14 protein-coding genes and 1 pseudogene are annotated in these 14,090 nt (G+C 70.8%); 5 read left to right on the forward strand and 10 right to left on the reverse strand.

Annotated elements, in window-relative coordinates; translation table 11 throughout:
* Positions 1-9 precede the first annotated feature (9 nt).
* On the reverse strand, positions 10-1,002 hold the full coding sequence (gene mgrA / locus ACIRB1_RS16965; RefSeq protein ID WP_352185707.1) for an L-glyceraldehyde 3-phosphate reductase: 993 nt from the start codon (positions 1,000-1,002) through the stop codon (positions 10-12).
* A gap of 126 nt (positions 1,003-1,128) precedes the next feature.
* Between mgrA and ACIRB1_RS16970 the strand changes: the two genes are divergently transcribed.
* Together ACIRB1_RS16970 and ACIRB1_RS16975 are read left to right on the forward strand one after the other, a co-directional pair.
* Positions 1,129-2,019, forward strand: coding sequence for a LysR substrate-binding domain-containing protein (locus ACIRB1_RS16970; protein ID WP_352185706.1), 891 nt, complete (start codon positions 1,129-1,131; stop codon positions 2,017-2,019).
* A 27-nt stretch (positions 2,020-2,046) separates the two neighbouring features.
* The gene (locus ACIRB1_RS16975; RefSeq protein WP_352185705.1) at positions 2,047-2,562 is read left to right on the forward strand and encodes a DinB family protein; all 516 of its coding nucleotides are present in this window, start codon (positions 2,047-2,049) and stop codon (positions 2,560-2,562) included.
* On the opposite strand, the gene ACIRB1_RS16980 is transcribed toward ACIRB1_RS16975, so the two are convergent.
* The 3 genes from ACIRB1_RS16980 to ACIRB1_RS16990 all read right to left on the reverse strand — a co-directional run bounded on the left by ACIRB1_RS16980 (position 2,544) and on the right by ACIRB1_RS16990 (position 4,682).
* On the reverse strand, positions 2,544-3,614 hold the full coding sequence (locus ACIRB1_RS16980) for an adenosine deaminase (RefSeq protein ID WP_403466061.1): 1,071 nt from the start codon (positions 3,612-3,614) through the stop codon (positions 2,544-2,546). The two genes, ACIRB1_RS16975 and ACIRB1_RS16980, sit on opposite strands and share 19 nt — an antisense overlap.
* A gap of 55 nt (positions 3,615-3,669) precedes the next feature.
* Positions 3,670-4,065 (reverse strand): VOC family protein, encoded by a 396-nt coding sequence (locus tag ACIRB1_RS16985; RefSeq protein ID WP_352185703.1) that lies wholly within the window; start codon positions 4,063-4,065, stop codon positions 3,670-3,672.
* A 245-nt stretch (positions 4,066-4,310) separates the two neighbouring features.
* Positions 4,311-4,682 (reverse strand): BlaI/MecI/CopY family transcriptional regulator, encoded by a 372-nt coding sequence (locus tag ACIRB1_RS16990; RefSeq protein WP_352185702.1) that lies wholly within the window; start codon positions 4,680-4,682, stop codon positions 4,311-4,313.
* A gap of 239 nt (positions 4,683-4,921) precedes the next feature.
* Here ACIRB1_RS16990 and ACIRB1_RS16995 point away from each other — a divergent pair, with 239 nt between their 5' ends.
* The 3 genes from ACIRB1_RS16995 (at position 4,922) to ACIRB1_RS17005 (ending at position 8,052) form a co-directional block, all read left to right on the forward strand.
* Positions 4,922-6,007: a sodium-dependent transporter gene (locus tag ACIRB1_RS16995; RefSeq protein WP_403466062.1), complete on the forward strand. Its 1,086-nt coding sequence runs from the start codon at positions 4,922-4,924 to the stop codon at positions 6,005-6,007.
* A 756-nt stretch (positions 6,008-6,763) separates the two neighbouring features.
* Positions 6,764-7,474 carry a dienelactone hydrolase family protein gene (locus ACIRB1_RS17000; RefSeq protein ID WP_403466063.1) on the forward strand — a complete coding sequence of 237 codons (711 nt, stop codon included), beginning with the start codon at positions 6,764-6,766 and terminating at the stop codon, positions 7,472-7,474.
* A gap of 104 nt (positions 7,475-7,578) precedes the next feature.
* Positions 7,579-8,052 (forward strand): pyridoxamine 5'-phosphate oxidase family protein, encoded by a 474-nt coding sequence (locus tag ACIRB1_RS17005; protein ID WP_352185699.1) that lies wholly within the window; start codon positions 7,579-7,581, stop codon positions 8,050-8,052.
* Positions 8,053-8,089: 37 nt separating this feature from the next.
* Here the strand turns inward: ACIRB1_RS17005 and ACIRB1_RS17010 are convergent, their stop codons facing one another.
* The 6 genes and pseudogenes from ACIRB1_RS17010 to ACIRB1_RS17035 form a co-directional block, all read right to left on the reverse strand.
* Positions 8,090-8,995 carry an aldo/keto reductase gene (locus ACIRB1_RS17010; protein WP_352185698.1) on the reverse strand — a complete coding sequence of 302 codons (906 nt, stop codon included), beginning with the start codon at positions 8,993-8,995 and terminating at the stop codon, positions 8,090-8,092.
* 42 nt (positions 8,996-9,037) lie between these two features.
* Complete coding sequence (locus tag ACIRB1_RS17015; RefSeq protein WP_352185697.1) at positions 9,038-10,402, reverse strand: phospholipase; 1,365 nt, start codon at positions 10,400-10,402, stop codon at positions 9,038-9,040.
* A gap of 133 nt (positions 10,403-10,535) precedes the next feature.
* Positions 10,536-11,591, reverse strand: a complete 1,056-nt coding sequence (locus tag ACIRB1_RS17020; protein ID WP_403466064.1) for an NAD-dependent epimerase/dehydratase family protein — start codon at positions 11,589-11,591, stop codon at positions 10,536-10,538.
* Positions 11,592-11,674: 83 nt separating this feature from the next.
* Complete coding sequence (locus ACIRB1_RS17025; protein WP_352185695.1) at positions 11,675-12,307, reverse strand: SRPBCC family protein; 633 nt, start codon at positions 12,305-12,307, stop codon at positions 11,675-11,677.
* The gene (locus ACIRB1_RS17030) at positions 12,304-12,678 is read right to left on the reverse strand and encodes a metalloregulator ArsR/SmtB family transcription factor (RefSeq protein ID WP_352185694.1); all 375 of its coding nucleotides are present in this window, start codon (positions 12,676-12,678) and stop codon (positions 12,304-12,306) included. The genes ACIRB1_RS17025 and ACIRB1_RS17030 overlap by 4 nt, the downstream gene beginning before the upstream one ends.
* 59 nt (positions 12,679-12,737) lie before the next feature.
* A pseudogene (locus ACIRB1_RS17035) lies at positions 12,738-14,069 on the reverse strand (aldehyde dehydrogenase family protein); the annotation flags it as partial.
* Positions 14,070-14,090: the final 21 nt, after the last annotated feature.

Raw genomic sequence — 14,090 nt, forward strand, 5'->3', positions numbered from 1 at the left:
TGAGGTGCCCTACGGCTTGATGATCGCGTCGATGCGGGCCAGCTCGTCGGCGTCGAAGTCCAGGTTGCGGGTGGCCGCGACGCTGTCCTCGATCTGCTGCGCGCTGCTCGCGCCGACCAGCGCGGAGGTGACCCGGCCGCCGCGCAGCACCCAGGCGAGGGCGAGCTGGGCGAGGGTCTGGCCGCGTCCCTTGGCGATGTCGTTCAGGGCGCGCAGTTGGCCGACCAGGTCCTCGGTTACGGCGTCCGAGTTCAGGAACGGGCTGTCGCTCGCCGCCCGGGAACCCTCCGGGATGCCGTCGAGGTAGCGGGAGCTGAGCAGCCCCTGCTCCAGCGGGGAGAAGACGATGGAGCCGACCTTCAGCTCGTCCAGGGCGTCGAGCAGGCCCTCGTCCTCGGGGCGCCGGTCGAGCATCGAGTAGCGCGGCTGGTGGATGAGGAGCGGGGTGCCCAGCTCGCCGAGGATGCGGGCGGCCTCCCGGGTCTGCTCCGCCGAGTAGTTGGAGATGCCGACGTAGAGCGCCTTGCCCTGCTGGACCGCCGAGTGCAGGGCGCCCATCGTCTCCTCCAGGGGAGTCTCCGGGTCGGGGCGGTGCGAGTAGAAGATGTCGACGTAGTCCAGGCCCATGCGGCTGAGGCTCTGGTCCAGCGAGGACAGCACGTACTTGCGCGAACCCCACTCGCCGTACGGGCCGGGCCACATCAGATAGCCGGCCTTGGTGGAGATCACCAGCTCGTCGCGGTACGACCCGAAGTCCGCCTTCAGCGCCTCGCCGAGGGCGGACTCGGCGGCGCCGGGGGGAGGGCCGTAGTTGTTGGCGAGGTCGAAGTGGGTGACGCCGAGGTCGAAGGCGCGGCGCAGGATGGCGCGCTGGGTGTCGACCGGGCGGTCGGGCCCGAAGTTGTGCCACAGGCCGAGCGAGATCGCGGGCAGCTTCAGACCGCTGCGTCCGGTGCGCCGGTAGGGCAGGTCCGCGTAGCGGTCGGGGTGTGCGGTGTACAACGCGACTCCAGAGGGGTTGGCACACGGGATACCGGTTCCAGGGAACCACCGCCCACTCTGTCGTGACCTGCGGACAGTGGTCCAACAGAAGAATCCGATGGAATTCAGCGGTTACGCTTCTCAATCATGGAACTGCGTCATCTCCAGCATTTCATCGCCGTCGCCGAGGACCAGCACTTCACCCGTGCGGCCGAGCGGCTGATGGTGTCCCAGTCCGGGCTCTCGGCCTCGATCCGCGCGCTGGAACGGGAGTTGCAGACCCCGCTGTTCGTGCGCACCACCCGCCGGGTCACGCTCACGGAGGCCGGGCGGGCGCTGCTCGGCGAGGCGGAACGCATCCTGGCCCAGGTGCGCTCGGCGCACGAGGCGGTGGCCGCGGTGCAGGGCGTGCTGCGCGGCACACTGTCGCTGGGCACCGAGCAGTGCATCGCCGGGGTGCATGTGGCGGGGCTGCTGGCCGCGTTCCGGCGCCGTCACCCCGATGTGGAGATCCGGCTGCGGCAGGCGGGTTCCGGCGCGCTGGCGGAGGAGGTCGCGGCCGGACGCCTCGACCTGGCGTTCGCCTACCGCACCCAGGCGGACTCCGACCAGCTGCGCTCGGTGTCTCTCACCAGCGAGCCGATGACCGTGTTGTGCCATCCCAGCCACCGGCTCGCGGAGACCGGTGCGGCGGTGACCCCGGACGACCTCGGCGGCGAGGTCTTCGTCGACTTCCACCCGGACTGGGCCTCCCGCCGCACCACCGACGCCGTGTTCGCCGCGGCGGGCGTACGGCGGACGGTCGCGCTGGAGGTCAACGACGTCCACAGCCTGCTCGACCTGATCGACGAGAACCTCGGCATCGCGGTGGTCCCCCAGCACTTCCGCCACAAGCGCGAGCCCCTCACCGCGCTCCCCCTCAAGGGCACCGGCGAGGAGGTCTACGAGACGGTGGCGCTGCTGCCGCCTCCGCAGGCGACCAGTCCGGCGGCCCGGGCCCTGATGACGATCCTGGAAACGGACACCCCGGCCGCATGACGGACGGCGATGCGCGATGGTGGTCGCATGCATGCCAACGACATCCTCATTGACGCGTACGGCCGCATCCAGGAAGAAGTCCACGCCGCGGTCGACGGCCTCACCCCCGACCAACTGCACGCCCGCCCCGCCGCCGACGCCAACTCCATCGCCTGGCTGGTCTGGCATCTCACCCGGGTCCAGGACGACCATGTCGGCGAGGCCTCGGGACTCGACCAGGTGTGGCTGGCCCAGGGCTGGGAGAAGCGCTTCGGCCTCGACCTGCCTGCCAAGGACACCGGGTACGGCCACACCGCCGCGAAGGTCGCCAAGGTGCGGGTCGAGTCGGCCGGGCAGCTCACCGGGTACTACGACGCCGTGCACGACCAGACGCTGGCGTACCTGCGCGGGCTGACGGCGAAGGACTACGACCGGATCGTGGACGAGCGCTGGGACCCGCCGGTCACACTGGGCGTCCGGCTGGTCAGCGTCCTGTCCGACGATCTCCAGCACGTCGGACAGGCCGCGTATGTGCGCGGGCTGCTTCAGAGCGCGGAGGCGTAACCCGGCAGGACGACGTCCTCGATGAGGGCCTTGCGCTCGTCGTACGGGATGAACGCGCTCTTGAGGGCGTTCACCGTGACCGTGCGCAGGTCCTCGATCGTCCAGCCCGCCTCCTCGACCAGCAGGGACATCTCGCGCGTCATCGTCGTACCGGACACCAGTCGGTTGTCGGTGTTGAGGGTGACGCGGAAGCCGAGGTCCTTCAGGGCGGTGATGGGGTGCTCGGCGATCGAAGTGGCCGCGCCCGTCTGGAGGTTGGAGGTCGGGCACATCTCCAGCGCGATCCGGCGGTCCCGGACCCAGCCGGCCAGGCGGCCGAGCTTGCCGTCGACGATGTCCTCGGTGATGCGGACGCCGTGGCCGATGCGCTGGGCGCCGCACACCTGAAGTGCCTGATGGATGCTGGGCAGGCCGTGCGCCTCACCGGCGTGGATCGTGAACGGGACACTCTCGCGGCGCAGGTGCTCGAACGCGGCGAGATGGTCGGCGGGCGGGAACCCGTCCTCGGCACCGGCGATGTCGAAGCCGACGACACCGGCGTCCCGGAACGCCACCGCGAGGTCGGCCGCCTCGGCGACCCGGTCGAACATCCGCATCCCGCACAGCAGCGTCCGCACCTGCACCGGGGTGCCCGCGGCGGCGGCCTTGGCCATGCCGGCCGCGAGCCCCTCCTGCACGGTCTCGACGACCTCGGCGAGCGTGAGGCCGCCGTTGGTGTTCAGCTCGGGGGCGTAGCGCACCTCGCCGTAGACGACACCGTCGGCGGCCAGGTCGAGGACGTACTCCTCGGCGGTGCGCAGCAGGCCCTCGCGGTTCTGCATCACGGCGAGGGTGTGCTCGAAGGTGGCGATGTAGCGCACCAGGTCACCGGAGTTGGCCGCGTCGAAGTACCAGGCGGCCAGCTCGTCCGGGTCGGTGGTGGGCAGCGTGTGCCCGACCGCCGCCGCGAGCTCCACCACGGTGGCGGGACGCAGGCCGCCGTCGAGGTGGTCGTGCAGCACGGCCTTGGGGAGCCGGCGGAGGGTGTCGGTGTCTATGCGCGTAGATGACATGTGCGGGGGTTCCTCGGTCGTCGTTCGGTGAGCGGAGGTCGGCGGGTACGGAGGCTCAGGCGGCGGGCTGGAGCAGGTCCCAGCGGTTGCCGTACAGATCCTGGAACACGGCGACGGAACCGTACGGCTCGTGCCGCGGCTCCTCCAGGAAGGTCACGCCGGCGGCGAGCATCCGGGCGTGGTCGCGGGCGAAGTCGTCGGTGTGCAGGAAGAACCCCACCCGGCCACCGGTCTGGTCGCCGACCCGGGCGCTCTGGCCCTCGCCCTTGGCGCGGGCGAGCAGCAGCCCGGTACCGCCCTCGTCCGCACCGGGCGGCACGACGACGACCCACCGCCCCCCGCCGTCACGCGCCTCGTCCTCGACGAGCCGGAAGCCGAGAGCGTCGACGTAGAAACGGATCGCCTCGTCGTAGTCGTCGACGACGAGGGTGACCAGGGCGATACGGCTCATCGGGGGGCTCCGTGCGGGTTCCGGGCGAGGGGATTGACGGGTGAGGTTATACGTAAAACCCGGTGGGCGCCAGTCGGATTCACAGGGGGTTCGGGAGGGGCGGAAGGCTGCGCGAGGTTGGGGAGCCAGTGGATACGTGGGGTGAGGGCTGCACACCCGCATGGCGCGCGCCGCCTTCCCCCTGGCACGGGGACGGTCGGGCGTCAGCGGGCCGTCACGCCCGACGACAGGGCGTCAGCAGGCGGTCACGCCTCCCCGGACTCCAGCAGGTCCCGCAGCACGCGCTCGTCGTCGGGACTCAACTGCGCGACGAACCGGGCCAGCACCGTCTCCCGGTCGCCGTCCCGGTCGAGTTCCGTGTGCATACGGCGTGCGGTGAGCCCCTGCGCGTCCTGCACCGGAAAGTAGGCGTACCCCCGCCCCTGGCGCCGCCGCTCGACCACACCCTTGTCGTGCAGCCGAGTCAGGATCGTCGTCACCGTGGTGCGGGCCAGGCCCGTGTCGAGGTTCAGCTGTACCTCCCCGGGCGTCTGCGGGGCACCGGCTGCCCAGAGGGCGGCCATGACGCTGGCCTCCAGCTCACCCGCCGGTCGGCGTTCATCCTTCGCGTCGGCCATGGGAACGATCCTCACCCCGTCCTCGTCTACAGTTCAGTAGACCGTCTACAGAATTGTAGTCACTCGGGCGCCGTCTCGTCGCAGCGCCCTTGTGTCCATTCCCGCCCGCCCATTATGGAAGGCACCGTCGACGATGACCGCAGGGCTTCGCACACTCATTCCCACGCGCGCGTCGACGAGTCCGCACGCGATACCGGCGCTCCGTCTCCGCCCAGTTCCCACGACGGAAGAGCGCCACGATGTGTCCCAGGCCCGCCAGGATTCTCCCCGTACCCCGCATGCTCACCCTGCTCCGCCGCCACCTGGGCCGAGCCGTCGCCGTGACGTACGTCGCCGCGGCGGTGCTGCCTGCCCCCGGCCTGTGGCTCCGCCACCCGCACGCGACGGGCATCGGCGACCTGTCGCTGCGCACACCCCAGTTACTCCTGGCCCTGGTCCTCTTCGGCGCCGGCCTCCAGGTGCCCCTGCGTGAACTGCGGTTGCTGGTACGACGCCCCGCGGCCCTGCTCGCGGGCCTCGCGCTGCACATTCTGGTGCCGCTGCTGATCGTCCCCGGGGTCGCCCTCGCGCTGCGACTGTCGCCGGACCACGACGGCGGCAGCGGCATGATCGCCGCGATGATCCTCGTCGTCGCGATGCCGGTGGCGGCCGGGGCGACGGTCTGGACCGCGAAGGGCGACGGCGACCAGCCCACGGCGGTGGGCCTGGTCCTCGCCTCGACTCTCGTCAGCCCGCTCACCGTCCCGCTCACCCTGGCCGTCCTCTGCCCCCTCCTCCAGGGCGACTACGCGGGCAGACTCGCCGTCGCCGCCCACTCGGCCGGAAACGCCTTCGCCCTCACGTCGGTCGTCCTGCCCTGCGCGGCGGGCATCCTGTGCCGACTCGCACTTCCGCAGCGCGTGCTGAGCGGCCTCCTGAGCGTCGCCGTATCCGCCGCGCTCCCCGCATCCCTCCTGCTGACATACGTCAACGCCAGCGGGGTGCTGGGCCCCTTCCTCCGCCACCCGCGCCCGGCCCTCCTGCTGGCCGCGCTCGGCGTCGCCGCGACAGTGTGCGGACTGTCCTTCACGCTGGGCCGGGTCGCCGCGCGGGCCCTCCGCCTCGACGCCCGCGCCGGCGCCTCCGTGACCCTGGCCTGCGGCATGAACAACAGCAGCGCCAGCGCGGTACTGATCACGACGACCCTCCCCGACCGCCCCCACATCCTCCTCCCGGTACTGGCGTACGGCCTCCTCCAAAAGGTGGCCGCAGGCCGGGTGGTCCGCATGAGCGACGAACCGACCCGACCACCGACCCGCACCGAACAGCCGACCAGAACCGGATGACGGGCCTGAGCCGGGCAGCCGACCCCCACCGGACATCGAACCCCGCACCGGACGTCGGGCCCCGCGCCACATAGCCGACCCCTACCAGACGTCGAACCCCGCACCAGACAACCGACTCACAGCGGATGTCCCTCCCGCGCCACACAGCCGACCCTGACCAGACGTCGGCCCCGCGCCACTCAGCCGACCCCCACCAGACATCGGCCCCGCACCAGACAACCGACCCGCACCGCATGACAGGCCCGCACCCGACAGCCGCCCGCACCAGACGTCAGCCCCGCACCAGACAACAACCGCAAGCCAGTTGACCGCCCCGCGCCGAACCGCCGGTCCTCACGGGACCGTCGGCCCACGCCGCACAGCCGCCCCACAGACCATGATCGAGCCGCACCACACAGCGGGTTCTCACCAGACGGTCCACCCGCACCAGTCCCCGAGCAACGCCAGTTCACCTACGCGTGCCAAGCAACGGGCCCGCGCCATACAGCCGACCCGCACTGGTCCCCGACCAACACCAGCTCAGCAACTCGCGCTGGGCAGCGGCTCCGCGCCGGATGATCGACCCGTGTCGTCACGACCGGTCCTCGCCGGGCGGCCGGCCCACACCGAACAGCCGACGCACGCCAGTTGACCCGCCCGCGCCAAAACAACCGCCCCCTCCAACCCGCCGCACCCGGCCATGACACGCTGGAGATCGGATCGGGCCCCGGCCCGACCATGCCCCACCACATATCGCCGTACAGGAGTTGAGCCCCCATGTCCTCCGAGCTGCCGAAGTCGACCGGAGCCCCGGCCCACCAGAACGTCACCTTCCCCAGCGCCGGGGGCACCGCCCACGGTTATCTCGCGCTGCCGCCGTCCGGGAGCGGGCCGGGCGTGATCGTCATCCAGGAATGGTGGGGCCTGACCGACCACATCGCCGACGTGGCCGACCGGCTGGCCCAGGAGGGCTTCGTCGCGTTCGCGCCGGACCTCTACGGCGGCAACGTGGCGCACGAGAGCGACGAGGCCCTGCGCATGATGCTGGCACTCCCGGTCGCCCGCGGTGTCGAACTGCTCTCCGGTGCCGTCGACCACCTGCTGTCCCTGCCCGAGGTCACCTCGGACACGGTCGGCGCGGTCGGGTTCTGCATGGGCGGCGGCTTCGTGCTGTACCTCGCCGCGGCCGACCCGCGCGTCAGCGCCGCGGTCCCGTTCTACGGCGTGATCCAGGGCGAACTGCCCGACTTCTCCGGCCTGAAGGCACAAATCCAGGGCCACTACGGCGAGTTGGACGAGAGCATCCCGGTCTCCGGTCTCGACGCCCTCGCCAAGCACATCCAGGAACAGTCCGGCATCACCCCCGACCTGCGCCTCTACCCGGCCAACCACGCCTTCTTCAACGACGGCCGCCCGGTCTACGACGCCGACTCCGCCGCCCGCGCCTGGGCGAGCACCATCCCGTTCCTTCACGAGCAGCTGGGCTGACACCCCCCGACGTCCGCAACGCTCGACGTCCGCGGCACCTCGGGCCAGAGTCCTACGCCCTTGGCCCGAGGTGCCGCGTCCACATCCCCGGTACCGTCCCCGGCATGAAGATCACCGAGCCGCCCCGAAGCCCCGAGGAGCGCAGGCGTGACGTACTCGCCCGGCTGGAGCGGGAGTTGGACATCTGGGTGGCCTCGGCGGACGCCGACGGGGTGCCGTGTCTGGTGCCGTTGTGGTTCCAATGGGACGGGCGGTGCGTCTGGCTGGCGACCCGGGCCACCAATCCCACCGGCCGCAATCTCACCGGCCGTAATCTCACCGACGGGCGGCGCACCCGGCTCGCCTTCGCGGACACCCGGGACGTCGTGCTCATCGACGGCGAGGCGACCGCCTTCACCGCGCAGGACGTCCCGGCCGCCGCTGCCGACGCCTTCCACGCGAAGTACGGCTGGGATCCCCGCGAGGAGCGGGCGCCCTACTCGTTCTTCCGGGTACGGCCGGTAGCCGTGCAGGCTTGGCGGGAGCAGCGCGAGCTGCCCCGGCGTCATGTCATGCGCGACGGGACCTGGCTGGCCTGAGCCCCGGACAGGAGCCCCGCCACACCCCCGCCTCCGCTCAACTCGTCTTGCCGTGCACCGCGTTGAGCCGATCCAGCTCCTCCCCGGTCAGCCGGATCGCCCCCGTCGCCACGTTCTCCGCGAGGTGGTCGGGGTTGCCCGTGCCGGGAATCGCGAGGACGTGCGGGCCCTGGGCGAGGGACCAGGCGAGGCGGATCTGCGCGGGGCTGGCGTCGTGGGCGGCGGCGACGGCGAGGACCTCCTCGTCGTGGGCGGTGGTCGCGCCCTGCGGCCCGGCCTCGCCCGCGATGGCGAAGAACGGCACGAAGGCGATGCCCTGTTCACCGCAGATCCGCAGCATCTCGTCGGCGTCGGGGCTGGACGAGTCGAGCCCGAAACGGTTCTGCACACTCACCACCGGCGCGATCTCCTGCGCCTCGGCCAGGTGCCGCGGCTCGACGTCGGAGATCGCGAGGTGCCGGATCAGGCCCTCCTCGCGGAGTTCGGCGAGCGCCCCGAAGTACTCGGCGATCGAATCCTGTCCCATCCGGCGGAGATAGACGACATCAAGGTGGTCGCGCCCCAACTGCCGCAGGTTCTCCTCGACATGGCCGCGGAGGTCGTCGGGGCGGGCGGAGGTGCTCCACTCCCCCGAGTAGTTCCGGAAGGGGCCGACCTTGGTGGCGATCACGAGGTCGTCGGCGTAGGGGGCGAGGGCGGAGTTGATGAGTTCGTTGGCCGACCGCAGTGACGAGAAGTAGAAGGCTGCCGTGTCGATGTGGTTCACACCGAGCTCGATCGCCCTGCGCAGCACGGCGATCGACCGGTCGCGATCGCTCGGTGTCCCGAAGTTGAAGGCCGCGCTGCCCGTCAGCCGCATCGCTCCGAAGCCGATGCGGTGGACGGGCAGGTCGCCGAGTGTCCAGGTGCCCGAGGCGGCGGCGGTGATCTTCTCCGATGTCATCAGCGGAGTTTCGCACACCCCGCCCGCACGGCCGCCCGCACTTTACGGATACGTGTAGCTGTTCAGGGAGTTGACCGCGGCGGCCGGGTTGCCGAGGTCGTAGCGGTCCACGGCGAGGAAGGTGGGCTTCTTGCGCGCGGCCGGCTGGCAGAATCGCTGGGCCCGGTCGAGGACCTTGGTGTTGTCGGTCTGGGCGGTCCCGGCGATGGTCGCGTCACGGAAGTGGTTCATGACGAACAGCGGGCGGAACGCCGAATAGGTCTGCGTCAGCGGGACGTTGAGGTCGCTGCCGTACCAACGGCTGTAGCAGGACCAGTCGGAGGAGCCGGCGCCGGAACCCATGGACCAGTAGTTCTCGACAGTCCAGTCGCGCTGGTACATCACGCCGAAGCTGTCCCGGGTGAGTCCGGCGGACTCGTCGGAGGCGCGGCTGTGGTCGGTGAAGATCAGCAGCCGGTGGTTGGCGGCGATCAGGTCGGCCATCTTCGGCCAGCCGTTCTGCCGTACGCCGGTCTGGTCGGGGCGGTACAGCACGTCGTACAGGCCGTTGACGCGGGCGAGTTCACCGCGCAGGACGCCCGGGTCGACGTAGTCCTCCAGGAAGACGGTGACGAACTGGTCGGGGTGTGCCCTGAGGAAGTCGACCATGCGCTGGAGGTCGACGTTCAGGGCGACCGGGCTGCTGACCAGGGTGCAGCTGTCGTGGCAGAGGATCGCGCCGTCGGAGGTCTGGTGGATGTCCAGCATGAACCCCCGTACGCCGTCGGAGAGTTGCTGGTTGATGCCGCGCGACTGGTTCGGGAAGAAGTTCACGAAGGGCGGGGCGAACCCGCCGTCGACGCCGTTGGCGTAGGCGTTGTGCGCGGTGAGGAACGTGACCTGGTCCAGGGTGCGTTGGTCCTGGGGCGGCATCGGGTTGGTGGGTGAGGTGATCGGCGTGAGGTACCAGGAGGCGAGGTCGCCGGAGGAGCCGATGGCCAGCTGGGCCGGGTAGTTGGCGCCGGAGGGCTTGGCACCGACGGTCAAGTAGCTGTCCGCGCCCGGGACTTTGAGTGTGTACTCGTCGCCTCCGAGGGGCGTGATCTGCCAGGCGGCGTCGATGCTGGTGCAGGAGACGGTCCTGGCCTGGCCGCCCGAGCGGCCCAGGCAGCTGCCGGCCGTGTCGGCGCTCTCCAGGACGTACGAGGTTCCGCTCGTTCGGAGGTTCCACTGCTGGTGGTCCTCGTTGCCCTTGGGGTTGTGCTGCTCCACCGCTCCCCCCTTGTCGGCCGCGTTGAGCCCGGTGGTGGCGCTCTGGACGTAGTAGGTGCCGGCGGCCGGGACCGCGTCGGCGGCTCCGGCCGGTGGAGCGGCGACGGCCGCGGCGAGCGCGGCGGTGAGGGCGAGCAGGGCGTGGGGGGTTCTCATGGGTGCCCTTCGGTCGAGTGTGGTCAGGCTCATGACACCGAAAAGGTGATCGCGCCACACCCAAGCGCCTGTGGTCCGAACCGGTCAAGAGTCGTGAACGGTCGGCGGAGTGAACGGGGAAGGGCGAAGCCGGTCAGCCCGCCTTCCTCAACTCCCGCCAGGCCAGGTAGTGGTCGAGGAGTGTCTCCTCCAACGGCCGGTAGGTGATGCCCAGTTCCTCGATGCCGCGCCGGTTGTCGACGGGGAGCCTGATCCCGAGGTGCTTGCGGATGTAGTCCTGGGTGAGCCCGAACGCCGGGCCCAGCACGCGCACCGGCCAGTGCGGCAGACCGTGCCGGGGCAGCCGGTAGGCGCGCGGGAAGTGCTTCCGCAGGGCGCGTGACATGTCGAGGAAGGACGCCATCCGGGCGTCCGCGACGATGTACCGGCCGTGCGCCTCGGGGTTCTCCGCCGCCGCGATGTGCGCGTCCGCGACGTCCCGTACGTCGGCGACGGTGAAGCTGAAGTCGGGTGCCCCGTAGAAGAAGTAGCCCTTGAAGAGCTCGTCGAGGAGGAAGAGACTCCCGGAGTCGGAGGCCGGGGTGAGGGATGGGCCCAGGATCAGGCCGGGGTTGACGGAGACCATGCGCCAGCGGGACTGCGCCTGCTGGGCGTCCCAGGCGGCGCTCTCGGCGACCGTCTTGGCGTAGTGGTACGGGTTGTTCTCCACCGTGCTGGTGGTGTTGACGTAGTCCTCGGAGAGGATGCCGTCCTTCATGTTCCGTACGTCGATGTAGTCGCCGAAGATCGCGCCGACCGTCGAGGTGAACACCAACTTCTCGACCGTGGGCGTGCGTTCGATGCCGGCGAGCACGTTCCGGGTGCCGGTGAGCGCGGGGTCCACGACGTCCTTCTGCCCGTCCTTGATCTTCTCCGGCATCAGGAACGGCGAGGCGACATGGAAGACCACCCGGCAGCCCTCCATCGCCGCGTCGAAGGAGCCGTCCGCCAGCAGGTCGGCCTCGAACAGCTCCAGTGTGCCCGGGAGTTGGTCCCGCAGGGCGAGCAGGGGTGCGACCTTCGCCTCGTTGCCGAGGGAGCGCACGGTGGTGTGCACGCGGTAGCCGCGCTCCAGCAGTCGCCGGACCAGGTGGCTGCCGACGAATCCGCTGCCGCCGGTCACCAACACCGTCTCGCCGCCGTCACTCATCCCTGGCTCCGATCACCGTGGCGTCCAGCGCGCACGCTACAACGGTGATCGGTCCCGGGTCAGCGCTTCGGCCGCTCCGCGTCTCAACTCCCGGCGCCTGTGTAGGCGGCCGTGGTCCGGTCGGCCGCCTCGCGGGCCGCCGACTCGTCCTCGCCGCTCGCCACGTTCGCCGCGAACCACGCCTCGCTGCTCAGGGTGACGAACCGGCGGCCCTCCTCGGACACCATCCAGGCCATGGCGTCCTCGGGCTTCACGGACCCGCTGCCCGACACGTTCCCGTGCAGCCCGAGCAGGATCGAGTCCCAGCCGACGCCCACCGCGCCGGGCCCGAACTCGGCCCACTTCGTGTCGTCGACGTGGGCGATGTGCTCCAACTCGAAGCGCGTGCCGTCACCCTCGGGCGTCAACCGCAGCTCGATCCAGCTGACTTCGCCGCCGAACTCCCAGGTGGCGAAGAAGGAGTTGGGGGGATCGCAGCGCTCGACGGTGCCGCCCGCGTTGCCCTGCAACTGGTACTTCCCGCCCGGCCGCAGTTCGCCGGTGACCGGCAGGAACCAGCGCGGGATGCGCTCGGGGTTGGTGCAGGCGTCCCAGACGTCCTCGACCAGTGCGTCGTAGGACTGGCCGATGGTGATCACTCGGGCCTCGCCGGCCTTGAACGCGCGTCGGCCGACCGTGCGGCTCACGGAGTTGATCTGGTGGGTCACGTCGATCATGGGGTGCTCCTCGACTCGTCGGGGCTGTGGTCGTCGGACTCGCGGAGCCGGCGCTCGCGCTTGCCGCGGGCCAACTCGGTGGCCAGGGCGTCCAGATGAGGGGTCCAGTAGCGGCGGAACCGGTCGAGCCAGGCGTCGATGTCGCGCAGCGGCCCGGCGTCCACGGCGTAGAGGCGCCGGGTGCCGTCCGGCCGTACCGTCGCGAATCCGTTCTCCCGCAGCACCTTCAGATGCTGGGAGACCGCGGGCTGCGTTATCCCGAACTCGCGCCGGACGACGTCGCTGACCGTGCCCGCGGGCTGCTCGCCCTCGGCGAGCAGTTCCAGGATGCGGCGGCGCACGGGGTCTCCGAGCACATCAAAGGCGTGCATGCGGCAAAAAATATCACCGGTCGCTTATATAAGCGACCGGTGATAGATGAGTGATCCGGTCAGCCGAGCGGCTTCTCCAGCAGGGCCTTGCGGTGGCTGAACGTCTCGATGGAGTAGCGGCCGTGGTAGTTGCCCATGCCGCTCTCGCCGACGCCACCGAAGGGCAGGTCGGAGACGGTGAGGTGGGCGAGCGGGAGACCGTAGCCGATGGCGCCGGAGGAGGTCTCGGCGGCGATCCGGGCGCGGGTGTCGTCGGAGTCGGTGAAGACGTAGAGGGCGAGGGGCTTGTCGCGGTCGGTGATGAAGGCGATCGCCGCGTCGAGGTCGGGGACCGTGACGATCGGCAGGATCGGGCCGAAGATCTCCTCCGCCATGACCGGCGCCTTCGGGTCGACGTCGGCGAGGACGGTCGGCGCGATGTACTTGTCGCCGCGGTCGCTGCGCCCGCCGACGACCACGCGGCCGGAGTCGAGCAGTCCGGCGAGCCGGTCGAAGTGGCGTTCGTTGACGATCCGGCCGTACTCGCCCGAGGTCTGCGGGTCGGCGCCGTAGACCTTCTCGACCGCGCTCGCGAGGAGGGGTTCGAGGGCGGCGGCGGTCTCCGGGTCGGTCAGGACGTAGTCGGGGGCGACGCAGGTCTGGCCGGCGTTGAGGAACTTGCCGCGCGCCAACCGGTCGGCGACGACGGTGAGATCGGCGTCGCGGTCGACGAACGCCGGTGACTTGCCGCCGAGTTCGAGGGCGACCGGCGTCAAGTGCTCGGCGGCGGCGCGCAGGACGATGCGGCCGACGGCGCCGTTGCCGGTGTAGAAGATGTGGTCGAAGCGCTCGGCGAGCAGGGCCGTGGTCTCGGGGATGCCGCCCTCGACGACGGCGACCGCGTCGGTGTCGAGGTAGGCGGGCACCAGCCGGGCGATGGCGGCGGAGGTGGCCGGGGCCATCTCGCTGGGCTTGAGGACCACCGCGTCACCGGAGGCGAGCGCGCCGACGACCGGGGTCAGCAGCAGCTGCACCGGGTAGTTCCAGGGCGCGATCACGAGGACGACGCCGAGCGGGTCGTACTGCGTCCAGGCGGTGGCGTCCGTGCCGAGGTGGGCCGGGACCGGCGCGGACTCGGGGCGGAGCCATTCCTCGAGGTGGTCGAGGGTGTGGTCGATCTCTCGGATCGTGAAGCCGATCTCGGTGCGCTGGGCCTCGGCTGCGCTCTTGCCGAGGTCGGCGTTGAGGGCGGCGGCGAGGTAGTCGCCGTGCTCCGTGAGCAGGTCGCCCAGGCGGCGCAGCTGGGCGGTGCGCCACTCGACGGGCTTGGTGCGGCCGGTGCGGAAGGTGGCGCGCAGCCGGGTCACGATGTCGGCGGGCTGCTCGGGGCTGGACTGGTTCACGGTGCCTCGCTGCTGGTACGTGGTGGTTCT

This window comes from Streptomyces sp. NPDC096013 (genome assembly GCF_044763565.1).
Lineage (GTDB): Bacteria > Actinomycetota > Actinomycetes > Streptomycetales > Streptomycetaceae > Streptomyces.

Excerpts from the sequence above, each read along its gene's own strand:
- ACIRB1_RS17010 (WP_352185698.1), bottom strand. The coding sequence starts at position 8,995 with ATGACATCGGAGAAGATCACCGCCGCCGCCTCGGGCACCTGGACACTC.
- ACIRB1_RS16990 (WP_352185702.1), bottom strand. The coding sequence starts at position 4,682 with ATGGCCGACGCGAAGGATGAACGCCGACCGGCGGGTGAGCTGGAGGCC.
- ACIRB1_RS17000 (WP_403466063.1), top strand. The coding sequence starts at position 6,764 with ATGTCCTCCGAGCTGCCGAAGTCGACCGGAGCCCCGGCCCACCAGAAC.
- ACIRB1_RS16985 (WP_352185703.1), bottom strand. The coding sequence starts at position 4,065 with ATGAGCCGTATCGCCCTGGTCACCCTCGTCGTCGACGACTACGACGAG.
- ACIRB1_RS17015 (WP_352185697.1), bottom strand. The coding sequence starts at position 10,402 with ATGAGAACCCCCCACGCCCTGCTCGCCCTCACCGCCGCGCTCGCCGCG.
- ACIRB1_RS17030 (WP_352185694.1), bottom strand. The coding sequence starts at position 12,678 with ATGCACGCCTTTGATGTGCTCGGAGACCCCGTGCGCCGCCGCATCCTG.
- ACIRB1_RS16995 (WP_403466062.1), top strand. The coding sequence starts at position 4,922 with ATGTGTCCCAGGCCCGCCAGGATTCTCCCCGTACCCCGCATGCTCACC.
- ACIRB1_RS17020 (WP_403466064.1), bottom strand. The coding sequence starts at position 11,591 with ATGAGTGACGGCGGCGAGACGGTGTTGGTGACCGGCGGCAGCGGATTC.
- ACIRB1_RS16980 (WP_403466061.1), bottom strand. The coding sequence starts at position 3,614 with ATGTCATCTACGCGCATAGACACCGACACCCTCCGCCGGCTCCCCAAG.
- ACIRB1_RS16975 (WP_352185705.1), top strand. The coding sequence starts at position 2,047 with ATGCATGCCAACGACATCCTCATTGACGCGTACGGCCGCATCCAGGAA.
- ACIRB1_RS16970 (WP_352185706.1), top strand. The coding sequence starts at position 1,129 with ATGGAACTGCGTCATCTCCAGCATTTCATCGCCGTCGCCGAGGACCAG.
- ACIRB1_RS17005 (WP_352185699.1), top strand. The coding sequence starts at position 7,579 with ATGAAGATCACCGAGCCGCCCCGAAGCCCCGAGGAGCGCAGGCGTGAC.
- ACIRB1_RS17025 (WP_352185695.1), bottom strand. The coding sequence starts at position 12,307 with ATGATCGACGTGACCCACCAGATCAACTCCGTGAGCCGCACGGTCGGC.